Annotated in this window: 14 protein-coding genes and 1 pseudogene; 5 read left to right on the top strand and 10 right to left on the bottom strand. The window is 45.8% G+C overall.

The window, feature by feature from the left end; genetic code table 11:
* Nucleotides 1-30: 30 nt before the first annotated feature.
* From NFS31_RS17070 to NFS31_RS17115, 10 genes are all read right to left on the bottom strand, one after another.
* Nucleotides 31-1,086 (bottom strand): leucine-rich repeat domain-containing protein, encoded by a 1,056-nt coding sequence (locus tag NFS31_RS17070; RefSeq protein ID WP_251497625.1) that lies wholly within the window; start codon nt 1,084-1,086, stop codon nt 31-33.
* Nucleotides 1,086-2,303: a hypothetical protein gene (locus tag NFS31_RS17075; RefSeq protein WP_251497627.1), complete on the bottom strand. Its 1,218-nt coding sequence runs from the start codon at nt 2,301-2,303 to the stop codon at nt 1,086-1,088. Before NFS31_RS17075 ends, NFS31_RS17070 begins: the two co-directional genes overlap by 1 nt.
* A gap of 3 nt (nt 2,304-2,306) precedes the next feature.
* On the bottom strand, nt 2,307-2,669 hold the full coding sequence (locus NFS31_RS17080; protein ID WP_251497628.1) for a hypothetical protein: 363 nt from the start codon (nt 2,667-2,669) through the stop codon (nt 2,307-2,309).
* Nucleotides 2,656-3,144: a hypothetical protein gene (locus NFS31_RS17085; RefSeq protein ID WP_251497630.1), complete on the bottom strand. Its 489-nt coding sequence runs from the start codon at nt 3,142-3,144 to the stop codon at nt 2,656-2,658. The genes NFS31_RS17080 and NFS31_RS17085 overlap by 14 nt, the downstream gene beginning before the upstream one ends.
* Before the next feature lie 101 nt (nt 3,145-3,245).
* Nucleotides 3,246-4,535, bottom strand: a complete 1,290-nt coding sequence (locus NFS31_RS17090; RefSeq protein ID WP_251497632.1) for a hypothetical protein — start codon at nt 4,533-4,535, stop codon at nt 3,246-3,248.
* A 10-nt stretch (nt 4,536-4,545) separates the two neighbouring features.
* Entirely contained in the window at nt 4,546-5,007 is a 462-nt protein-coding gene (locus tag NFS31_RS17095) for a hypothetical protein (RefSeq protein WP_251497634.1), read from the bottom strand.
* Nucleotides 5,008-5,961: 954 nt separating this feature from the next.
* Nucleotides 5,962-6,576 carry a class I SAM-dependent methyltransferase gene (locus NFS31_RS17100; RefSeq protein ID WP_251497636.1) on the bottom strand — a complete coding sequence of 205 codons (615 nt, stop codon included), beginning with the start codon at nt 6,574-6,576 and terminating at the stop codon, nt 5,962-5,964.
* Nucleotides 6,577-6,666: 90 nt separating this feature from the next.
* Nucleotides 6,667-8,364, bottom strand: coding sequence for an AAA family ATPase (locus NFS31_RS17105; protein ID WP_251497637.1), 1,698 nt, complete (start codon nt 8,362-8,364; stop codon nt 6,667-6,669).
* A 127-nt stretch (nt 8,365-8,491) separates the two neighbouring features.
* Nucleotides 8,492-8,932, bottom strand: coding sequence for a type II toxin-antitoxin system HicB family antitoxin (locus NFS31_RS17110; protein WP_251497639.1), 441 nt, complete (start codon nt 8,930-8,932; stop codon nt 8,492-8,494).
* A 12-nt stretch (nt 8,933-8,944) separates the two neighbouring features.
* The gene (locus tag NFS31_RS17115) at nt 8,945-9,118 is read right to left on the bottom strand and encodes a type II toxin-antitoxin system HicA family toxin (RefSeq protein WP_251497641.1); all 174 of its coding nucleotides are present in this window, start codon (nt 9,116-9,118) and stop codon (nt 8,945-8,947) included.
* A gap of 245 nt (nt 9,119-9,363) precedes the next feature.
* Here NFS31_RS17115 and NFS31_RS17120 point away from each other — a divergent pair, with 245 nt between their 5' ends.
* From NFS31_RS17120 to NFS31_RS17140, 5 genes and pseudogenes are all read left to right on the top strand, one after another.
* Complete coding sequence (locus NFS31_RS17120) at nt 9,364-11,799, top strand: endonuclease MutS2 (protein WP_251497643.1); 2,436 nt, start codon at nt 9,364-9,366, stop codon at nt 11,797-11,799.
* Between the two features lie 93 nt (nt 11,800-11,892).
* Complete coding sequence (locus tag NFS31_RS17125) at nt 11,893-12,606, top strand: response regulator transcription factor (protein ID WP_251497645.1); 714 nt, start codon at nt 11,893-11,895, stop codon at nt 12,604-12,606.
* Nucleotides 12,607-12,615: 9 nt separating this feature from the next.
* Entirely contained in the window at nt 12,616-14,019 is a 1,404-nt protein-coding gene (locus NFS31_RS17130) for a sensor histidine kinase (RefSeq protein ID WP_251497647.1), read from the top strand.
* Between the two features lie 299 nt (nt 14,020-14,318).
* Entirely contained in the window at nt 14,319-14,942 is a 624-nt protein-coding gene (locus NFS31_RS17135) for an Rpn family recombination-promoting nuclease/putative transposase (protein WP_251497649.1), read from the top strand.
* 10 nt (nt 14,943-14,952) lie between these two features.
* Nucleotides 14,953-15,090: pseudogene (locus NFS31_RS17140) on the top strand (ATP-binding protein); the annotation flags it as partial.
* Between the last annotated feature and the right edge of the window lie 544 nt (nt 15,091-15,634).

Raw genomic sequence — 15,634 nt, forward strand, 5'->3', positions numbered from 1 at the left:
TATACTCATGCGTAATAATTTAAAAACAGACTACTCATCTACAATAATCTTTAAAAAGGGATAATCGCGTTCCGTTTCCAAATCAGTAATAGGATTGCCTGAAAGAAACACCCTTATAGAATGCTGCGGTAATTTTATTTTCTTCCACTCCTCATTCGTTATATTATTATGACCTAAATACAAATGTGTTAAAGAATCCATATTCGTAAAATCCGGTAATTCGGAAATATTATTATATCTTAAATCCAGAAACTCCAGGCGCTTTAGTTTTTTTATTGCCTCTATATCAGTTATGTTATTATGGCATAGCGTCAGATCCTCTAATCTGCTGAAGTTTTCCAAAATGCTGATATCTTCTATCTGGTTCTCACTTAAATCTAAATACCACAACATCTTTTGTGAACCTGCCAGGGGAGTGATATCTGAAATTTGGTTTCTCCGCAGTGAAAGAAACGACGCATTTAAATTTTGTAATCCGTCCAGGTTTTCAATTTCATTAAAATCCAGATACAGCATTCTTAAATACTTGAGATGAGACAAACATTTAAGATCCTCGCCCTTCATATGCGTGCCGCTTAAGTTTACGTATCTTAACCGTGATAATGCTTCTAACGGTGAAAAATCCAGGATTGGGTTTCCATGAAGCAATAATTTGTTAAGATTATCCATTGTAGCTACTGCGCTGATATCTGTGATGCGGTTAAAGTTTAACTGCAGACCTGTCAGATTTTTAAGTCCGGTTAAGTCGCTGATATCCGTTATGAATTCCGGACTGGAAGAATCCAAATCTGTATTCAGCCACAAATCAGCGCAGTCCCAGAGATCGCTTAGATAAATACCTCCTTTTTCTTTCCCGAGCTGTTCTCTGATTCTGGTTTCTAAGACAGTATCCGACCATTCTACTATATAGTCATTTTCCGTACTGAACGGAAGAGGGCGGTACTTCAGAGCTTCGTCCAATTCAGTGCGATCACTGGCCTGATTGCTATTATATATATAATATCCTACAATTGAGAAAACAACAATCATAATAATCCGGATAATTACGGAGGTATGCGGTCTTTTTTGGCGGGAGCTATTTTCCATTATTTATGTTTCTCCACTTTGTCTGTTGTAACTCTTTGTTTAGCAAGTTCTAAATATTCTGTCCATCCAAAAATAGCTGCTATCGTTTCAAATGATAAGATCTGTGGTTCACCGTCTAAAATTTGCGAGTCAATTGTAAATGTTCCTTTATAGAATTTGGGGCCCTGTGCTACTTTCTTTATACGTTTTCCAGCCGCTCCTTCATCCCAGATTTCTATGCTATCTGTCTCATGGTAACCACATGTCTGTAACATTAATTTTGTTCTAAATATAATTTTTAACCCCATTTCACTCTCCAGGCCTAGAGAACCAGAGCTTGAATTTTCTTCGGATTTGACATTCTTGTCTCTAAATCTTTTTAATTGATCCTTTAAACTATTATCAACGTCACGAATAGTATTGTCATAATTACTTAATCCTGTCACCAAAAGGCTGATTACGATCCCCGTAAAAAAATTTGCTCCTGCCGCCTCTGAAAGTATAGCTGCGATGATAGTTATTAAAATATCCTCTTCAGAGAAGGGCGCTGTCTGCTTGTCACTTTCATCATTAAGATTCTCGGAAATTTCAAAATATGAGCTAATAAATATCCCAACCTGTGTCCTGTCCAGATAAAGAACCTTATCAACTGCCCCTTTTGACTTGGGAGAACTTGTTATATAATTATAATACTCAATTGGCGTCTCCCTCACCCATAATGCTGCGGAATACATATCAATTACATCCTGATATCCATCTATCATGTGGAAAAACAATTCTGTAGAGAGCTCTTTGCAGTTAAACTTTACGTAATAAAGATTATCATTATTATACACCTCATCATAAATTAAGTTCATAAGTATTGTCGCTTTATAATATCCTGACTCGCCTTTCCACGTATACTTTTCGTTAAACTCAAATGTATATTTTTGAACAAACTCCATTTGCGAAGAAGGATTAAAAAATCCCGGCTTGCGTCTGTACAGCTCCAAAAAACAGCGGGGGACTACAGATATTGGATCATTCGATTGTGGTTTTTTATACCATAAAGATATTATAAATGTCCCGCACTTCTCTTCTGTCGTCTGTATATAAAGCCACGGATTGCTCTCATTCTTCACAGGATCATTAAAAGCAACATTTAAAGTATACTCTCTCGCATTCTTTGGACATTCCATTTCCTCAAATCTGCACTGGCCATCCGAATCTGCGACAATTATACTATATTTCCCGCCCATATGTTACCCCTTTCTGGCCGCAGTACAAACCATAAACCCAACATCCTTCTGAACAGACGCCTCCATCATCAGTGTGCTCTCATCAAACATCCGATCCGCCTCATTCCCGTTAAACCAGTCAGACAGCTCCGCCTGGCAAGGGCCCTCCAGCTTTCTGCAGTAGCCGAAGAATGCGTTTTTTCCGTCTTTGATATCAATTTGCGCATGCGTGCCCACATATTTTCCGTGGCTTTTCGGCAGATTCAGCACGCACCTTTCCGAACCATGCTCACATCTCAGGATAGCGGAGTGGCAGATACTTTCTTTTCCCCGCTGCGCCATGATTTCCTGATAAGCAAACATCCTCTGAAGATTATTTTCCATCATGTCTCCCCTCCTTCATATCCCATTCCTTTAGCGCAATGCCCACAGCTCCCCGACGCAAAATGCTTTCCGCATAATCCTGGCTTACCACGAGCTCTTTTTGTTTATCAATATTCATGTAAAAGAGATGGCTTTCCCCGAGCAGGGCGCTTCCATGCCCGATCGCTTCGGGCAATATCAGGTGATAATGCCTGCTTTGTTTATCCCGTTCATTGATAATAATCACGTCTCGTTTAAATACCGGTTCTCCGTACATTCCCGCTACTTCGGCCATCAGACGGCTTATCAGCAGGAACGGAACTGTCACAATGTCAGGAAACGGCGTAAATTCTCCCATGGATGCACTGATAACGCACCTGCGGGGCGTCTTGTAGAATTCCTCCATGCAGATCCACTTAGGCTTGATTACCTCCTGCCAGCCGTCCAGGCGGAAGCTTTCCGAAAAATACGGATGCTGCCGCAGTATGAAATATTTCATATCCCCACGCCTCCCTGTGAAAACGCCGGAGCGGTCCACTCTTAAACCGCTTCCAGCGGCAACAAAATGAGCCGTTCATGCGTCGCCATACAAATGTATGGCTATTCTGTCGTTGCCTTTATCTCCGTTACTGCATCCAGCGAAATCTGCGCTGCCTGGAGCTTCACCTTCCCGACTGCCTCTATCCCCATCCGACCTCCTCTGAAATCAATACCGCTGGAATCGTTTAATTCCATGATTTCATCCTTTTTGCGGAAATTCAATCTGCCGGTGAACAGCTCGATTTTTCCGTCTGCCGGAATAACGATTGATTTATCCTTTGGCTCCTGGTTTTCAGGCGGCTGTCCCGAACAGCGCACTGCAAACCCGGATCCCTCATTATGGTTTGCAAAGCATACCGCCGCTCTGGCTCCGGTCTCCGGCATGGCGTACAGCGCATTCCCGGTTTCCGGCCGCCATGGAAAAAACCACTCGCCTTCTTCATTGTCTATATCAAAGGCAACCCGCACCGCCTCATTTTTCGTCTCCTTTACCGTACACCACAGGCTCAGTCCTGTAAACGCTTCGTTATAATACGGCTTTTTTACCAGATCCCTCTGCGGCGACATCTGATAAGAAAATGTGATATCTCCTCTGTCCATTTTCGCTTCTGCCGCATGAATGACAAACGTTTCTCCCTGGCTTACAGCCCAGTCTCCCAGGGAATAGCTGGCCCTGCGTTCCAACCCAATTGTCTTTACGGCCCTGCTCTTACCGCCATTTCCATAGCGTTTGTGAATATGTACCCAGGCCGAATCTCCGGCCAGATCCACATCGATCTGCTTTCCGGATCGCATCCCATACCACAGATTGGGGCGGCCCGTCTTTATATCCGGCACGAGAAACGCGCCCTGACAGCTTGCGAGTCTCTTAAGAAATTCCCATATGGTTTCCCGGTAACAGATAAACGGCCGTTCTATCTCCTTTTTCTCCACGGTGCAGATCAGCTTCCCGCCTCCTGTCTCTGCTATCAGCTTCGCTGCGTCGGCATAGCTTAGCGAAGGATTCTGGAAGGAACGGCACAGCCTCTGCTCTTCCTCATCCAGTTTAATCGAAGCTGACGATGCGGCTATACGCGCCATGCCAACCCCATGGCCCCAAAGCAGCTTCACATCCCGTATAATCCCCCGGAACAGCGCGCCGCCTGTGCTCTGCTCAATACTGTCTGCCAGAAACACCGCTATTTCTGTTCCCACATAATCTCTGCCGCAAACCTTGTCCCAGTGATCCTGCCGCAGTATGCCGTTCAGCTCCAGCCATGCATGCTCGTTTATTTCCCAATTCATCGTAAAATCCTGTACAGACTGAAACGGGAGCTCCGTTTCCAGAGAAATCTCCTGATTGATCTCCATGTTTCCTCCTTTATTTTGGCAGTAATCTGTAGCCGCATGTGAACCGCATATTTGCCAATCCAATACGCGCCAATAGCCTTACTGTATCTTTACCGTAAAACAGGATCGTTTCCTTCTCTTCCTCGTCATAGCCCAGGATTTTAACCCAAGTTTCCTTTGCCGCCATTTTCAGATACTCATCCCTTTTATCATATGGAATCAGCCCTGATATACGCGCTGATCCGTGTTCGTTCATCTGCTGAACCTCATCATATTTTAAAATGGATATCATTTCAAACGGTTCGACTCCAAGCTTTATTATCCTCATATCTCCCTCCTGATATATTACATTTTGATTTATAGAGCTTTTATAACTCATTTCTACATATGCAAATATTATGTCCGAAACTTGCATCCTGACTGCCCCGATAACCGGATGGACAACTACGGCTGCGGACGGATCGCATTTTCTCCCTCCCTGCTCCGGACGCATATTCGCCCATTGAAGCCCGGAGGAACACCCACTGTCCGCATCTTCTTTAAACAGGAACAGAACTGACTATTTACGTCACCATTATCATAGCATTTTTTTCGTCAGTAATGTGAATTTGTCCGCGAATTGTCACTTTTTGTCCGCGAATTTTTCTTACCATCCCATAAATATCACTTTTTTTATTTTTATATCGTTATTTAACAAATATAGCTTTGTATTTTGTTTTGTCATACCATACTATCAGAGGAATTCCAACCAAACCCCAAAAACAGACACTTTTCACCCAAAAATTTGCATTTTTCTTATCTTATCACTCTGATATTATGCAAGCTCAGATATAAAGCAGAGATCTGCGAATCTTCTCCCTCAGTTATAATCTCCCCGTCTCTCCGGGCATGCCTCATTGCAGAAGTCTGCAAGCCCCTTCTTTGTATTCTCTTAGAAATAACATCCGCATCTATTTGCTACTTCTTACCATATTTACTGCCACAATTCAATAGGGATGTCGTTTTTTGTAACGTTTTTGTCAAAAATTGTAACGTTCACTTGTATTTATATTTAAATATTGTGAAATTTTAGACAAATAATCTTCCTGATAAATGATTTTTTCTCTTCATGATACCTTACTTTTAAATATCGCTTATTCTCATTATCAAAATCAGACTTATAAAAAATATCGTCATATCAATAGAACTTTGGCAATTGTAAAAGACCCGGAACAATTATTTGATAAAAAAGCATTCTGGCGCAGGAACAGTTACAGGAACCGAAATACATACAGACATAATAAAAGGAAGGCCGAGAAAAATTTATTTTTCCTCTCTGCCTTCCCCTTTTTTGTTTTCTTTGGCTTCGGCGTCAGCCGGTCATATCAGTGCAGCATTGCATTAATAATGGTAAATTCAGCGCCTGGAAGAGCGTCATTTTTCACCATGGAGCCTTATTTATAATTGCTTAAAAATCATTTAACCGCCCTATAAAATAAAAGCCGTTTGATTTATTCCCATTCATTGTTGTAAATGTCAAATGGCTGTATTCCTGTTCCGAAAAATCCTTCAAAAGTTGTTTTATCCATGTTTCATCATGATGCCGGCATACCGCGCCTTCCGGAAGTTCAAACACACCGTATATGCCATAAGTTTCTTTGTATTTTGCATATCTTGTGAGATTACGTTCATCTGTATTCAGCAGGAAATCATTCACATACAAAATCCCCTGCGGTTTCAATATCCGTTTAATTTCCGATAATAGCTGCTCCTGCCCTTCATTTGTCCGTATGCAGGTTAAAACTGCAAAGAGAATTACGGCGTCAATACTTGCGTCCGGCAGGGATATTTTAGCGTCGTCTTTTACACGTAAATCAAGATACGGAAACTGCTGTTTTCCCCTTGCTATCATACCTTTTGAAAAATCAATGCCAATCAGGTTGCGATAGCCGTTATAATACAGTTCGCCAAGCGTTCTTCCATATCCACAGCCTACATCAAGAATACTATTATCCCTTTTCACATATTTTGAAAATTCCCCGGCCTGAAAGGGCGTAGTAAATTCCCTTTTTTTCTGATACACGGTTCCAATATTCTTCCTGTTTCATTTTCATCTGACCTCCTTTTCTTGAATTATATAAAAATCTGTGATAATCTGATATGAGAAATTCCTTTACCCTCTTTCAATCAATACCCGCTTACCGCAAAAAGCAAAACCATAGATCCTGATTTTTTCTTTTGTAACGCCCTTCTCTATCAGCATTGTTGCATATTTCTTTTCTTCAATCTGTCTCAGCGCCGCGTTTGCCGTTTCAGAAAGTTCTTTTTCTTCCGAATTATCCTGTACCTTAAACTCTATAATAATTCCGGCGTCTCCCGGTTTTCTTGGTTCCAGCATTACATCATAACGCCCAAATCCACTTTCCCGGTTAGAGGCCAATACATAGCGATCTGCAAGCTCTACCATCAAGCCTAAAACAAAACCATGATAGAAGCGTTCGGGCGCTTCTTCTGAGGGGTTCTTTCCGGTATCAAAATAACTAAACGTAGTCATTGCCACTTTATTTATATATATGTTCATACCTTTTACATCATCAAGCAGCAATGCTTTGATAAAATCGTTATACCCTCCCGCCGCGCGGCTGAACCATTTTCTTATCATGTGGCGGAACATTGCCCCTACTTCAAAATTCGTCAATTCCAGCTCATATTCCTGCTTCCATTCTCCAAATTCTGTCGCATAGGTCTTCAAATCTTTCACCTTTAAATAGCCGCTGGCAAGCAAAAGGCTCCATATCGCCTGTTCATCATCGCCTAACTGATCATAAACAATCTGTTCATCCAATTCCATAATGATTGATTTTCCCCGCAAAAGACACTCAAAATCCCTCTTCAGATTTTGGCTCCCTTCCCGAATCAGTTTACCTGCCAAATGATTGGAACTGGAGTTTGCCCAATATGTCCCTGTCTTCTTTTTATCCAGGTAATTCAGAATCGACCATGGATTATAGATATCTTTTTGCCCGCCAAATACAAACCCGTCATACCATGTTTTCACTTCCTGCTTCTTTTCAGATAAACCATATTCAGCCAGGGCGGCAAAAACTTCATCTTCACAAAAGCCGAAACAATCCGCATACTTGTCGGAAGTGGCAGTAACCACTTCCAGATTATTCAAATCAGAAAATATGGACTCTTTGCTTACCCTGGTAATCCCTGTCATCATTGCCCGCTCCAGGCAAACATTTGTTTTAAATGCCGCGTTAAACATACTTCTGGTAAAGGAAGCCAATTCATCCCAATACCCGTTTACATAGGCTTCCTGCATCGGCGTATCGTACTCATCCAACAGAATAATTACCTTTTTTCCGTAATATCGGGATAAATAGATGGATAACTGGTGAAGCGCCATCGTTGCCGTCGTTTCGTCCATGTTCACATCCACAGATGAAAAAAACTTCTTTTCTTTGTCATCCAAATTCCCGTCTTCCATAAGAAAACGGTTTGCTGAATACAGATTTGTCAATATCTGATTGATTCGCGAGATTGTCATTGTATAACTTTTTTCTTTAACCGCTGCAAAAGATAAACTAATCACAGGATATGTCCCCTGAATCTTCCTGTATTTTTCATTTTTCCAGATTGCAAGTCCCTGAAATAAATCCTCTCTCCCCGCATACTGAACAGAAAAGAATTTCTCCAGCATACTCATATTCAAAGTCTTTCCAAAACGCCGGGGACGGGTTATCAGAGTTACATCATCCTCGCTCTCCCACCATTCACGGATGAATTCTGTCTTATCCACATAAAAGACCTTTTTTTCCCGTATATTTTCAAAATCCTGCTTCCCTATCCCCACTGTTCTTGCCATATCCCCGCATCCTTTCTGACCTTCCCCAATTTCATGTCTGCCTCCCCTCCATATTGAGCCATCAAAGACTCTGCTCTCTGAGGACATAACCGTTCGGACAATCTGGACGGCTGCCTGAGAATCCACATCAAATGTTCCTCTTAACATTTAACACATTCATCAACGCTTCCTGCAGCACTCTGGAAACATTGATTCCGGCATGTTCGGCTTCATAATTCAGCCAGCCTGGCAGCGCAACATTTCTTCTGACAGTCTTTGTATCGACTCTCTTTCTATATTCCGTGAAGTCCACGTCCACATATGTCAAAATACCTTTGGAAAAATCAATATCCTCTGCATTTTGTTTTACCTTTTCCATGGCGGCCGCCTGATCCGACGGCGCAGGAATCTCTTCTTTATGATCTTCCATAGAAATTCCTGCCAGTCCTATCGCATCTCTTGCCATTTCAATGGAATCTGCAAGGGAATCCCCTTCTGTAAAAATTTCCATATCAGGAACATATACCAAAAAAGGATGTTCTGAACCGTCCTTTGTATTTAAGATAAATGTTGCGTAAACCTGTTTCATATACTCTGCTCCTTATAATAGTTTCCACTTCCTCAGTATCATTCTTGCCAAATTCTCATTTACTTCTTTGTGTCGTGGGATCTTTTCTATATCATTTCCTCTTCTGTATATATCATGATTTCTCCCATGCCTCTCAAAGGAAAAACCTGCGTCTTCAAGCTTCTTTACCAAATCCCTCTGTTTCATCCGTATTCCCTCGATATCAGTATTATACACACTAATTACACAACAATCAACCATTTTACAATAACACAGCAATCGTTCAGACAACCCGAACTGTCATATAACATCCCCCTCTTCCCCCAATATTCCCCTTGCAAAAAACCACGATACCCTTTATCATAAGAATAAACGCCTCGCATCCGCACGCGATGCGGCCGTTTTTTAATCCCACAAACCACCCGCCACACGATTTAACAGGGGATCAAAGCATGAACAAAAAAGCTTTAACTACATTAGAATACAATAAAATCATCGATCAGCTCACGGAATACGCCTCCACCGAGATGGGCAAATCCCTCTGCCGGGATTTGGTCCCCTCCTGCAGCCTGGAGGAGATCCGCCAAAGCCAGACTGAAACCAGCGACGCGGTGACCCGGATCCGTATGAAGGGAAGCCTGTCCTTTGGAGGTGTAAAAGATGTCCGCGCCTCCTTAAAGCGGCTGGAGATCGGCAGCTCCTTAAATATCCTGGAGCTTCTGGCCGTCAGTTCCCTGCTCACGGTGACAGCCAGGGCCAGGGCTTACGGCAGGCATGAGGAATCCGAGCTTCCTGATGATTCGCTGGATGAGATGTTCCGGACTCTCGAACCGCTTGCGGCTGTCAACGCGGAGATCAAGCGCTGTATCCTCTCTGAGGACGAGGTGAGCGACGACGCGAGCCCGGGGCTTAACAAGGTGCGGCGTTCCATGAAGATCACCGGAGGCCGTATCCACACCCAGCTCAATTCCATCTTAAACTCCAGCCGCTCCTACTTACAGGAGGCGGTCATCACCATGCGCGACGGGCGCTACTGCCTGCCGGTCAAGGCTGAGCACAAGAGCCAGGTTCCGGGCATGATTCATGACCAGTCCTCTACGGGATCCACGGTTTTTATTGAGCCCATGGCGATTGTGCGGCTGAATAATGAGCTGCGGGAGCTGGAGATCCAGGAAAAGCGGGAGATCGAGTTTGTCCTGGCCGCCCTGTCCTCCGGCCTGGTTCCCTATACGGAAACGATTGCCCTGAATCTGGAGCTTTTAGCCCGGCTGGACTTTATCTTTGCCAGGGCCGCCCTGTCAAGGCATTACAACTGCACGGAGCCGAAATTCAACGATAAGCGCTACATCAATATCAAGGACGGCCGCCATCCGCTCCTGAACCCGGATCAGGTAGTTCCCATCAATATCTATCTGGGGGGCGATTTTGACCTTCTGATCGTCACCGGGCCCAACACGGGCGGAAAGACGGTTTCCCTAAAAACTGTCGGGCTCTTCACGCTCATGGGACAGGCGGGGCTTCATATCCCTGCCTTTGACGGCTCGGAGCTGGCCGTGTTTGACGAGGTGTTCGCAGATATCGGGGATGAGCAGAGCATTGAGCAGAGCCTGAGCACCTTTTCGGCCCATATGACCAATATTGTCTCCATCCTGGGGCAGGCGGACAGCCGCTCCCTGTGCCTGTTTGACGAGCTGGGAGCCGGAACGGACCCCACGGAGGGAGCGGCGCTGGCGATCGCGGTCCTAAGCTTTCTCCACAATATGTCCTGCCGGACCATGGCGACCACCCATTACAGCGAGCTGAAGGTCTATGCCCTCACAACGCCGGGCGTGGAAAATGCCTGCTGTGAATTCAATGTGGAGACGCTGCGCCCTACCTACCGCCTTTTAATCGGCATTCCGGGCAAGAGCAACGCCTTTGCCATCTCCAGAAAGCTGGGCCTTCCGGACTATATCATCGACGAGGCGAAAAAGCACATCGAAAAAGAGGATGAATCCTTTGAAGATCTCCTCGCCGGCCTGGAGGACAGCCGCGTTACCATTGAAAAGGAGCGAAAGGAGATCGAAGCCTACAAGGCCGAAATCGCCGCCTTAAAGGGCCGCCTGCAGCAAAAAGAGGATCGTTTCCAGGAGCAGAAAGAGCGGATGCTCTCCAAAGCCCGCGACGAAGCGCGGACCATCCTGCAGGATGCCAAGGACACGGCGGATCAGACCATCCGCAATATTAACCGCCTGGCAAAGGAATCCGGCGTTACAAAGGAGCTGGAGGCCGAGCGCAGCCGCCTGCGGGGCAAGATGAACGATGTGGAGAAAACGCTGGCTGACAGAGAGCCGAAGCTTCCGAAAAAGGCCGTTTCCCCGAAATCCCTGCGCCTGGGCGACACGGTGCGGGTGCTGTCCATGAATTTAAAGGGAAGCGTGAGCACCCTTCCAAACGCCAAAGGCGACCTGTACGTGCAGATGGGAATTCTGCGCTCCCTTGTCAATATAAAGGATCTGGAGCTTGTGGAAGAGGAGTCCATCACCGGCCCCAGCCTCTCCGGCCAAGCCAAAAAGGGAGCGGGACGCGGCGCATCCCCGGCTTTTAGCAAATCCGGGGGCAGAAGCTCCGGCGGAAAAGGGCTTAACATGGCCAAGGCATACTCCATTTCCCCGGAGGTGAACCTGATCGGCATGACCGTGGACGAGGCGATCCCGGTTCTCGATAAGTATCTGGACGACGCCTATCTGGCGCATCTTCCCCAGGTCCGCGTCGTACACGGCCGCGGGACTGGAGCGCTAAAGGCCGGCGTGCACCGCCATTTAAAGAAGCTCAAATACGTCGGTGATTTCCGGCTCGGCGAATTCGGCGAGGGCGATACGGGCGTTACGATTGTCACATTTAAATAAAATATAACCGTTCGGGCGGCAGCCGCCAAATGTGCATGCAGGCATGCCCGGCTCGCTGCCCGCAGGAATCAAAACCGCACGGGAGGAGACAACATGGCAGAAAAACAGCGGATTTTAATCGTAGACGATGACAACAACATTGCGGAGCTCATTTCCCTGTATCTGACAAAGGAATGCTTTGAAACGCAGATCGTGGGGGACGGCGAGGAGGCGCTGAACATTTTCCCGATCTTCCACCCGCACCTGATTCTCCTTGATCTGATGCTTCCCGGCATGGACGGCTATCAGGTGTGCCGCGAGCTGCGCTCCAGCTCCCAGGTCCCGATTATCATGCTCTCCGCCAAGGGCGAGATCTTTGACAAGGTGCTGGGGCTTGAGCTGGGGGCTGACGACTATATGATCAAGCCCTTTGATTCCAAGGAGCTGGTGGCCCGGGTAAAGGCCGTGCTGCGGCGCTACCAGATGATGTCCCAGGCCCCGGACACGAAAACTGCGGATCAGCACGGGAATTTTGTCGAATATCCGGATCTCATTGTAAACCTGACGAACTACTCCGTCATTTATAACGGCCATTCGGTTGAAATGCCTCCAAAAGAGCTGGAGCTTCTGTATTTCCTCGCCTCCTCCCCCAACCAGGTATTTACCAGGGAGCAGCTTTTAGACCATATATGGGGCTATGAATATATCGGCGACACGCGCACCGTGGACGTACACATCAAACGGCTGCGCGAAAAGATCAAGGATCACGCGAAATGGGCGCTGACAACCGTGTGGGGCATCGGCTATAAATTTGAAGTGAAAAGGTAGACAACCATTATGACGCACACACTTTACTATAAGCTCCTTCTGGGTTATCTGCTGTTCGGCTTTCTGGGCTTTGTCACCATCGCCACCTTCTCCTCGGATATGACCTACCGCCATCTCCTGAGGGAGGAGGCCGAAGCGCTTTATGACGAGGCGGTCCTTATTGCCGACAACTGCAGCATGGCCTATGAGGGAAAGCATGTGGATCTCGATTCCTCCTATCCGCAGATGGATGCGGTGGCGGTGTATTTGAAGGCCGATATCTGGATTTTAGACTCCCGGGGCCGGATTATCGCCGACACCCGCCGGCAGAGGGTGGGCGCTGTGATCGAGGACTTTGACCCCGTTACGCAGGGGAACCGCCTGTATACTCTGGGCAGGTATTTCGGGCAGTTTAAGGAGGATGTTTTGTCCGTATCCGCGCCCATTACCGGAAATATGAATACATACGGCTATGTTGTCATCCATCTTCCGGTCAGTGTGGTCAGGGCAAAGCAGAATGATTTTCTGAATATTGTATACATCACCTCCCTCATCCTGTTCGGATTATCCCTGATTATTCTCCTGGTCTTCACAACGGCGGTCTATCTCCCCCTCAAAAAGATCACCTATGCGGCCAATGAATACGCAGCCGGAAACCTCTCCCATCACATCGAGATTTCCAGCCGGGATGAGATCGGGTACCTGGCCCACACGCTGAACTATATGTCCGACAAGCTCAACGAGATGGAGGAATACCAGAAGAAATTTATTGCAAATGTTTCCCACGACTTCCGCTCTCCCCTGACCTCTATCAAGGGCTACTTAGAGGCCATCCTGGACGGGACGATCCCCCCGGAGCTGTACCAGAAATATCTGGGAATCATTATTACAGAGACAAAACGCCTGACAAAGCTGACGCAGGGCATGCTGACCTTAGACTCCCTCGGGAGCAGCGGCTACTTATCGCGCAGTAAATTTGACATCAACCGGATCATCAAGGATACCGCCGCCGCCTTTGAGGGCGCCTGCAATGCAAAAGGCGTTACCTTTGACTTGACCTTCTCCGATACATCACAGATGGTTCATGCGGATCTGGGGAAGATCCAGCAGGTTCTCTATAACCTGATCGATAACGCCATTAAATTCAGCCTCAATGATTCGGTCATCTATATACAGACCTCGGTGCGGTATGAAAAAGTCTTTGTCTCCATCAAGGATACCGGCATCGGCATCCCGAAGGACAGCATTAATAAGATCTGGGAGCGTTTTTATAAAACGGATCTGTCGCGGGGAAAAGATAAGAAGGGAACCGGGCTGGGGCTGTCGATCGTGAAGGAGATCATACAGTCCCACGGGGAAAATATTGATGTGGTGAGTACCGAAGGGGTGGGCACGGAATTTATCTTCAGCCTGCCGAAGGCGGGGGCGGCGTAGAGAGGCTGAAGGAGCGGCGGGCGGCGTTTTTACAGATATCCTCCTGGCTGTCCACAAAAATTCGATGGAACTATCCCTAAAAATATGATGTACTCTCGGAATCTCGCTGTGCCTGATTTTGTGAGATGATTTTTTGTCAGATGTGCACAAATTTATGAGGCGTACGTGGAGCGTACGTTGATTAAATTTGGGTGCATCTGGCGGAAAATCAGCCGCAAAAGCAGGCGCAGAGAGATTCCGAGAGTACATTATGGTAAACTAATGAAAAGAAGTAACAGAGAAAGCCAGGTGATACAGTCATGCAGAGATTGAAACCTTTGAACGATTTTATATTTGGGAAAACTTTTTGGGAAAAGGGCGACGAAGAGCAACTGTTATCGCTGCTGAATGCTATTTTGGCAACGGCGAAACACAAGACGCTGGTCAGAATTGAGATTGCCGAGCACAGAACATTTACAGCGGAGGTGAGCGTGGATGATTTCCATACGGTATTCCATCTCTGGGAGGATTCCCATAAAGACTGCCTTTTGACCGACGCCCTCGAGATTCATTTCATTGATGTGAAAAAGTTCAATGCCCTTCCGAAAAAGGACATTAAGAATGATTCTCTGCACAGATGGCTGACATTTTTTGACCAGAGTATTTCAGATGATCTGTTAAAGGGGTTGATTGATATGGATGCCGCAATTTATAAGGCTAACGAAAAGATGATATTTCTGGCTAACGATAAAGAAGTCCTCCGGTTATATAATATGCGTGAAATGGCGCAAATTGATTACAATAGCGGCATGAAGAAAGCAGGGGATGAAGGTAAAGCAGAAGCGAAAACAGAGACAGCCCGAAATCTTTTAGAAATGAACATGACTCATGAGCAAATTGCAAAAGCAACTGGTTTAACTCCGGAAGAAATTAACAGCTTATAAGATTAATTGAAACAAGAAGGTAACCGGGCTGGGGCTGTCGATCGTGAAGGAGATCATACAGTCCCATGGGGAACATATTGATGTGGTGAGTACCGAGGGAGTCGGTACGGAGTTTATCTTCCGCCTGCCGAAGGCCGGGGCGGCGTAGAGGGGCTGTGTAATCGAACAGAAACGGATTGGCGGGCTATGTTTTATTGTGAAAGGGCCGCCAGAGGCAGCTTTTGTATCCAACGAACCCCCGCTTCCGCTCGGAGAAAAGCGCAGCGGACGCTAAGCGCCGGCGGTTTTCTACGGATTTCTTATGGATACAAAAGCTGCCTCTGGCTACATTACCGGAAAGCCTGGGATCAACGCCAGGGCCAATCAGCCTGATTCTTCTTATCTCTATACTCCCTCTGAGAATTTTCATTTGACTGGAATAGTAAACAGCCTTAAACAGAATGAAAAATAAATCCTTGCAAAACCTTTGGTTATGAGTAATGCAAGGATTTTATAATTTGAAATGTAAAACTCAGCAATAAATTAAGTAGTTTGTCAATATTTTATCCCAAATTACATGATCTAAAAAACTATAATTATGAGTATAGCCAGTAAATAAAAAAATATATTTAAATAACTCAAACTTCCCACACCGATTGGTGTGCTGAACCTTGAAAAATCAATACTTTAGTCCATAAAAAAGGCACAAACCT

The sequence above is a fragment of the Otoolea muris genome, assembly GCF_943193115.1.
GTDB classification, from domain to species: Bacteria; Bacillota; Clostridia; order Lachnospirales; family Lachnospiraceae; genus Otoolea; species Otoolea muris.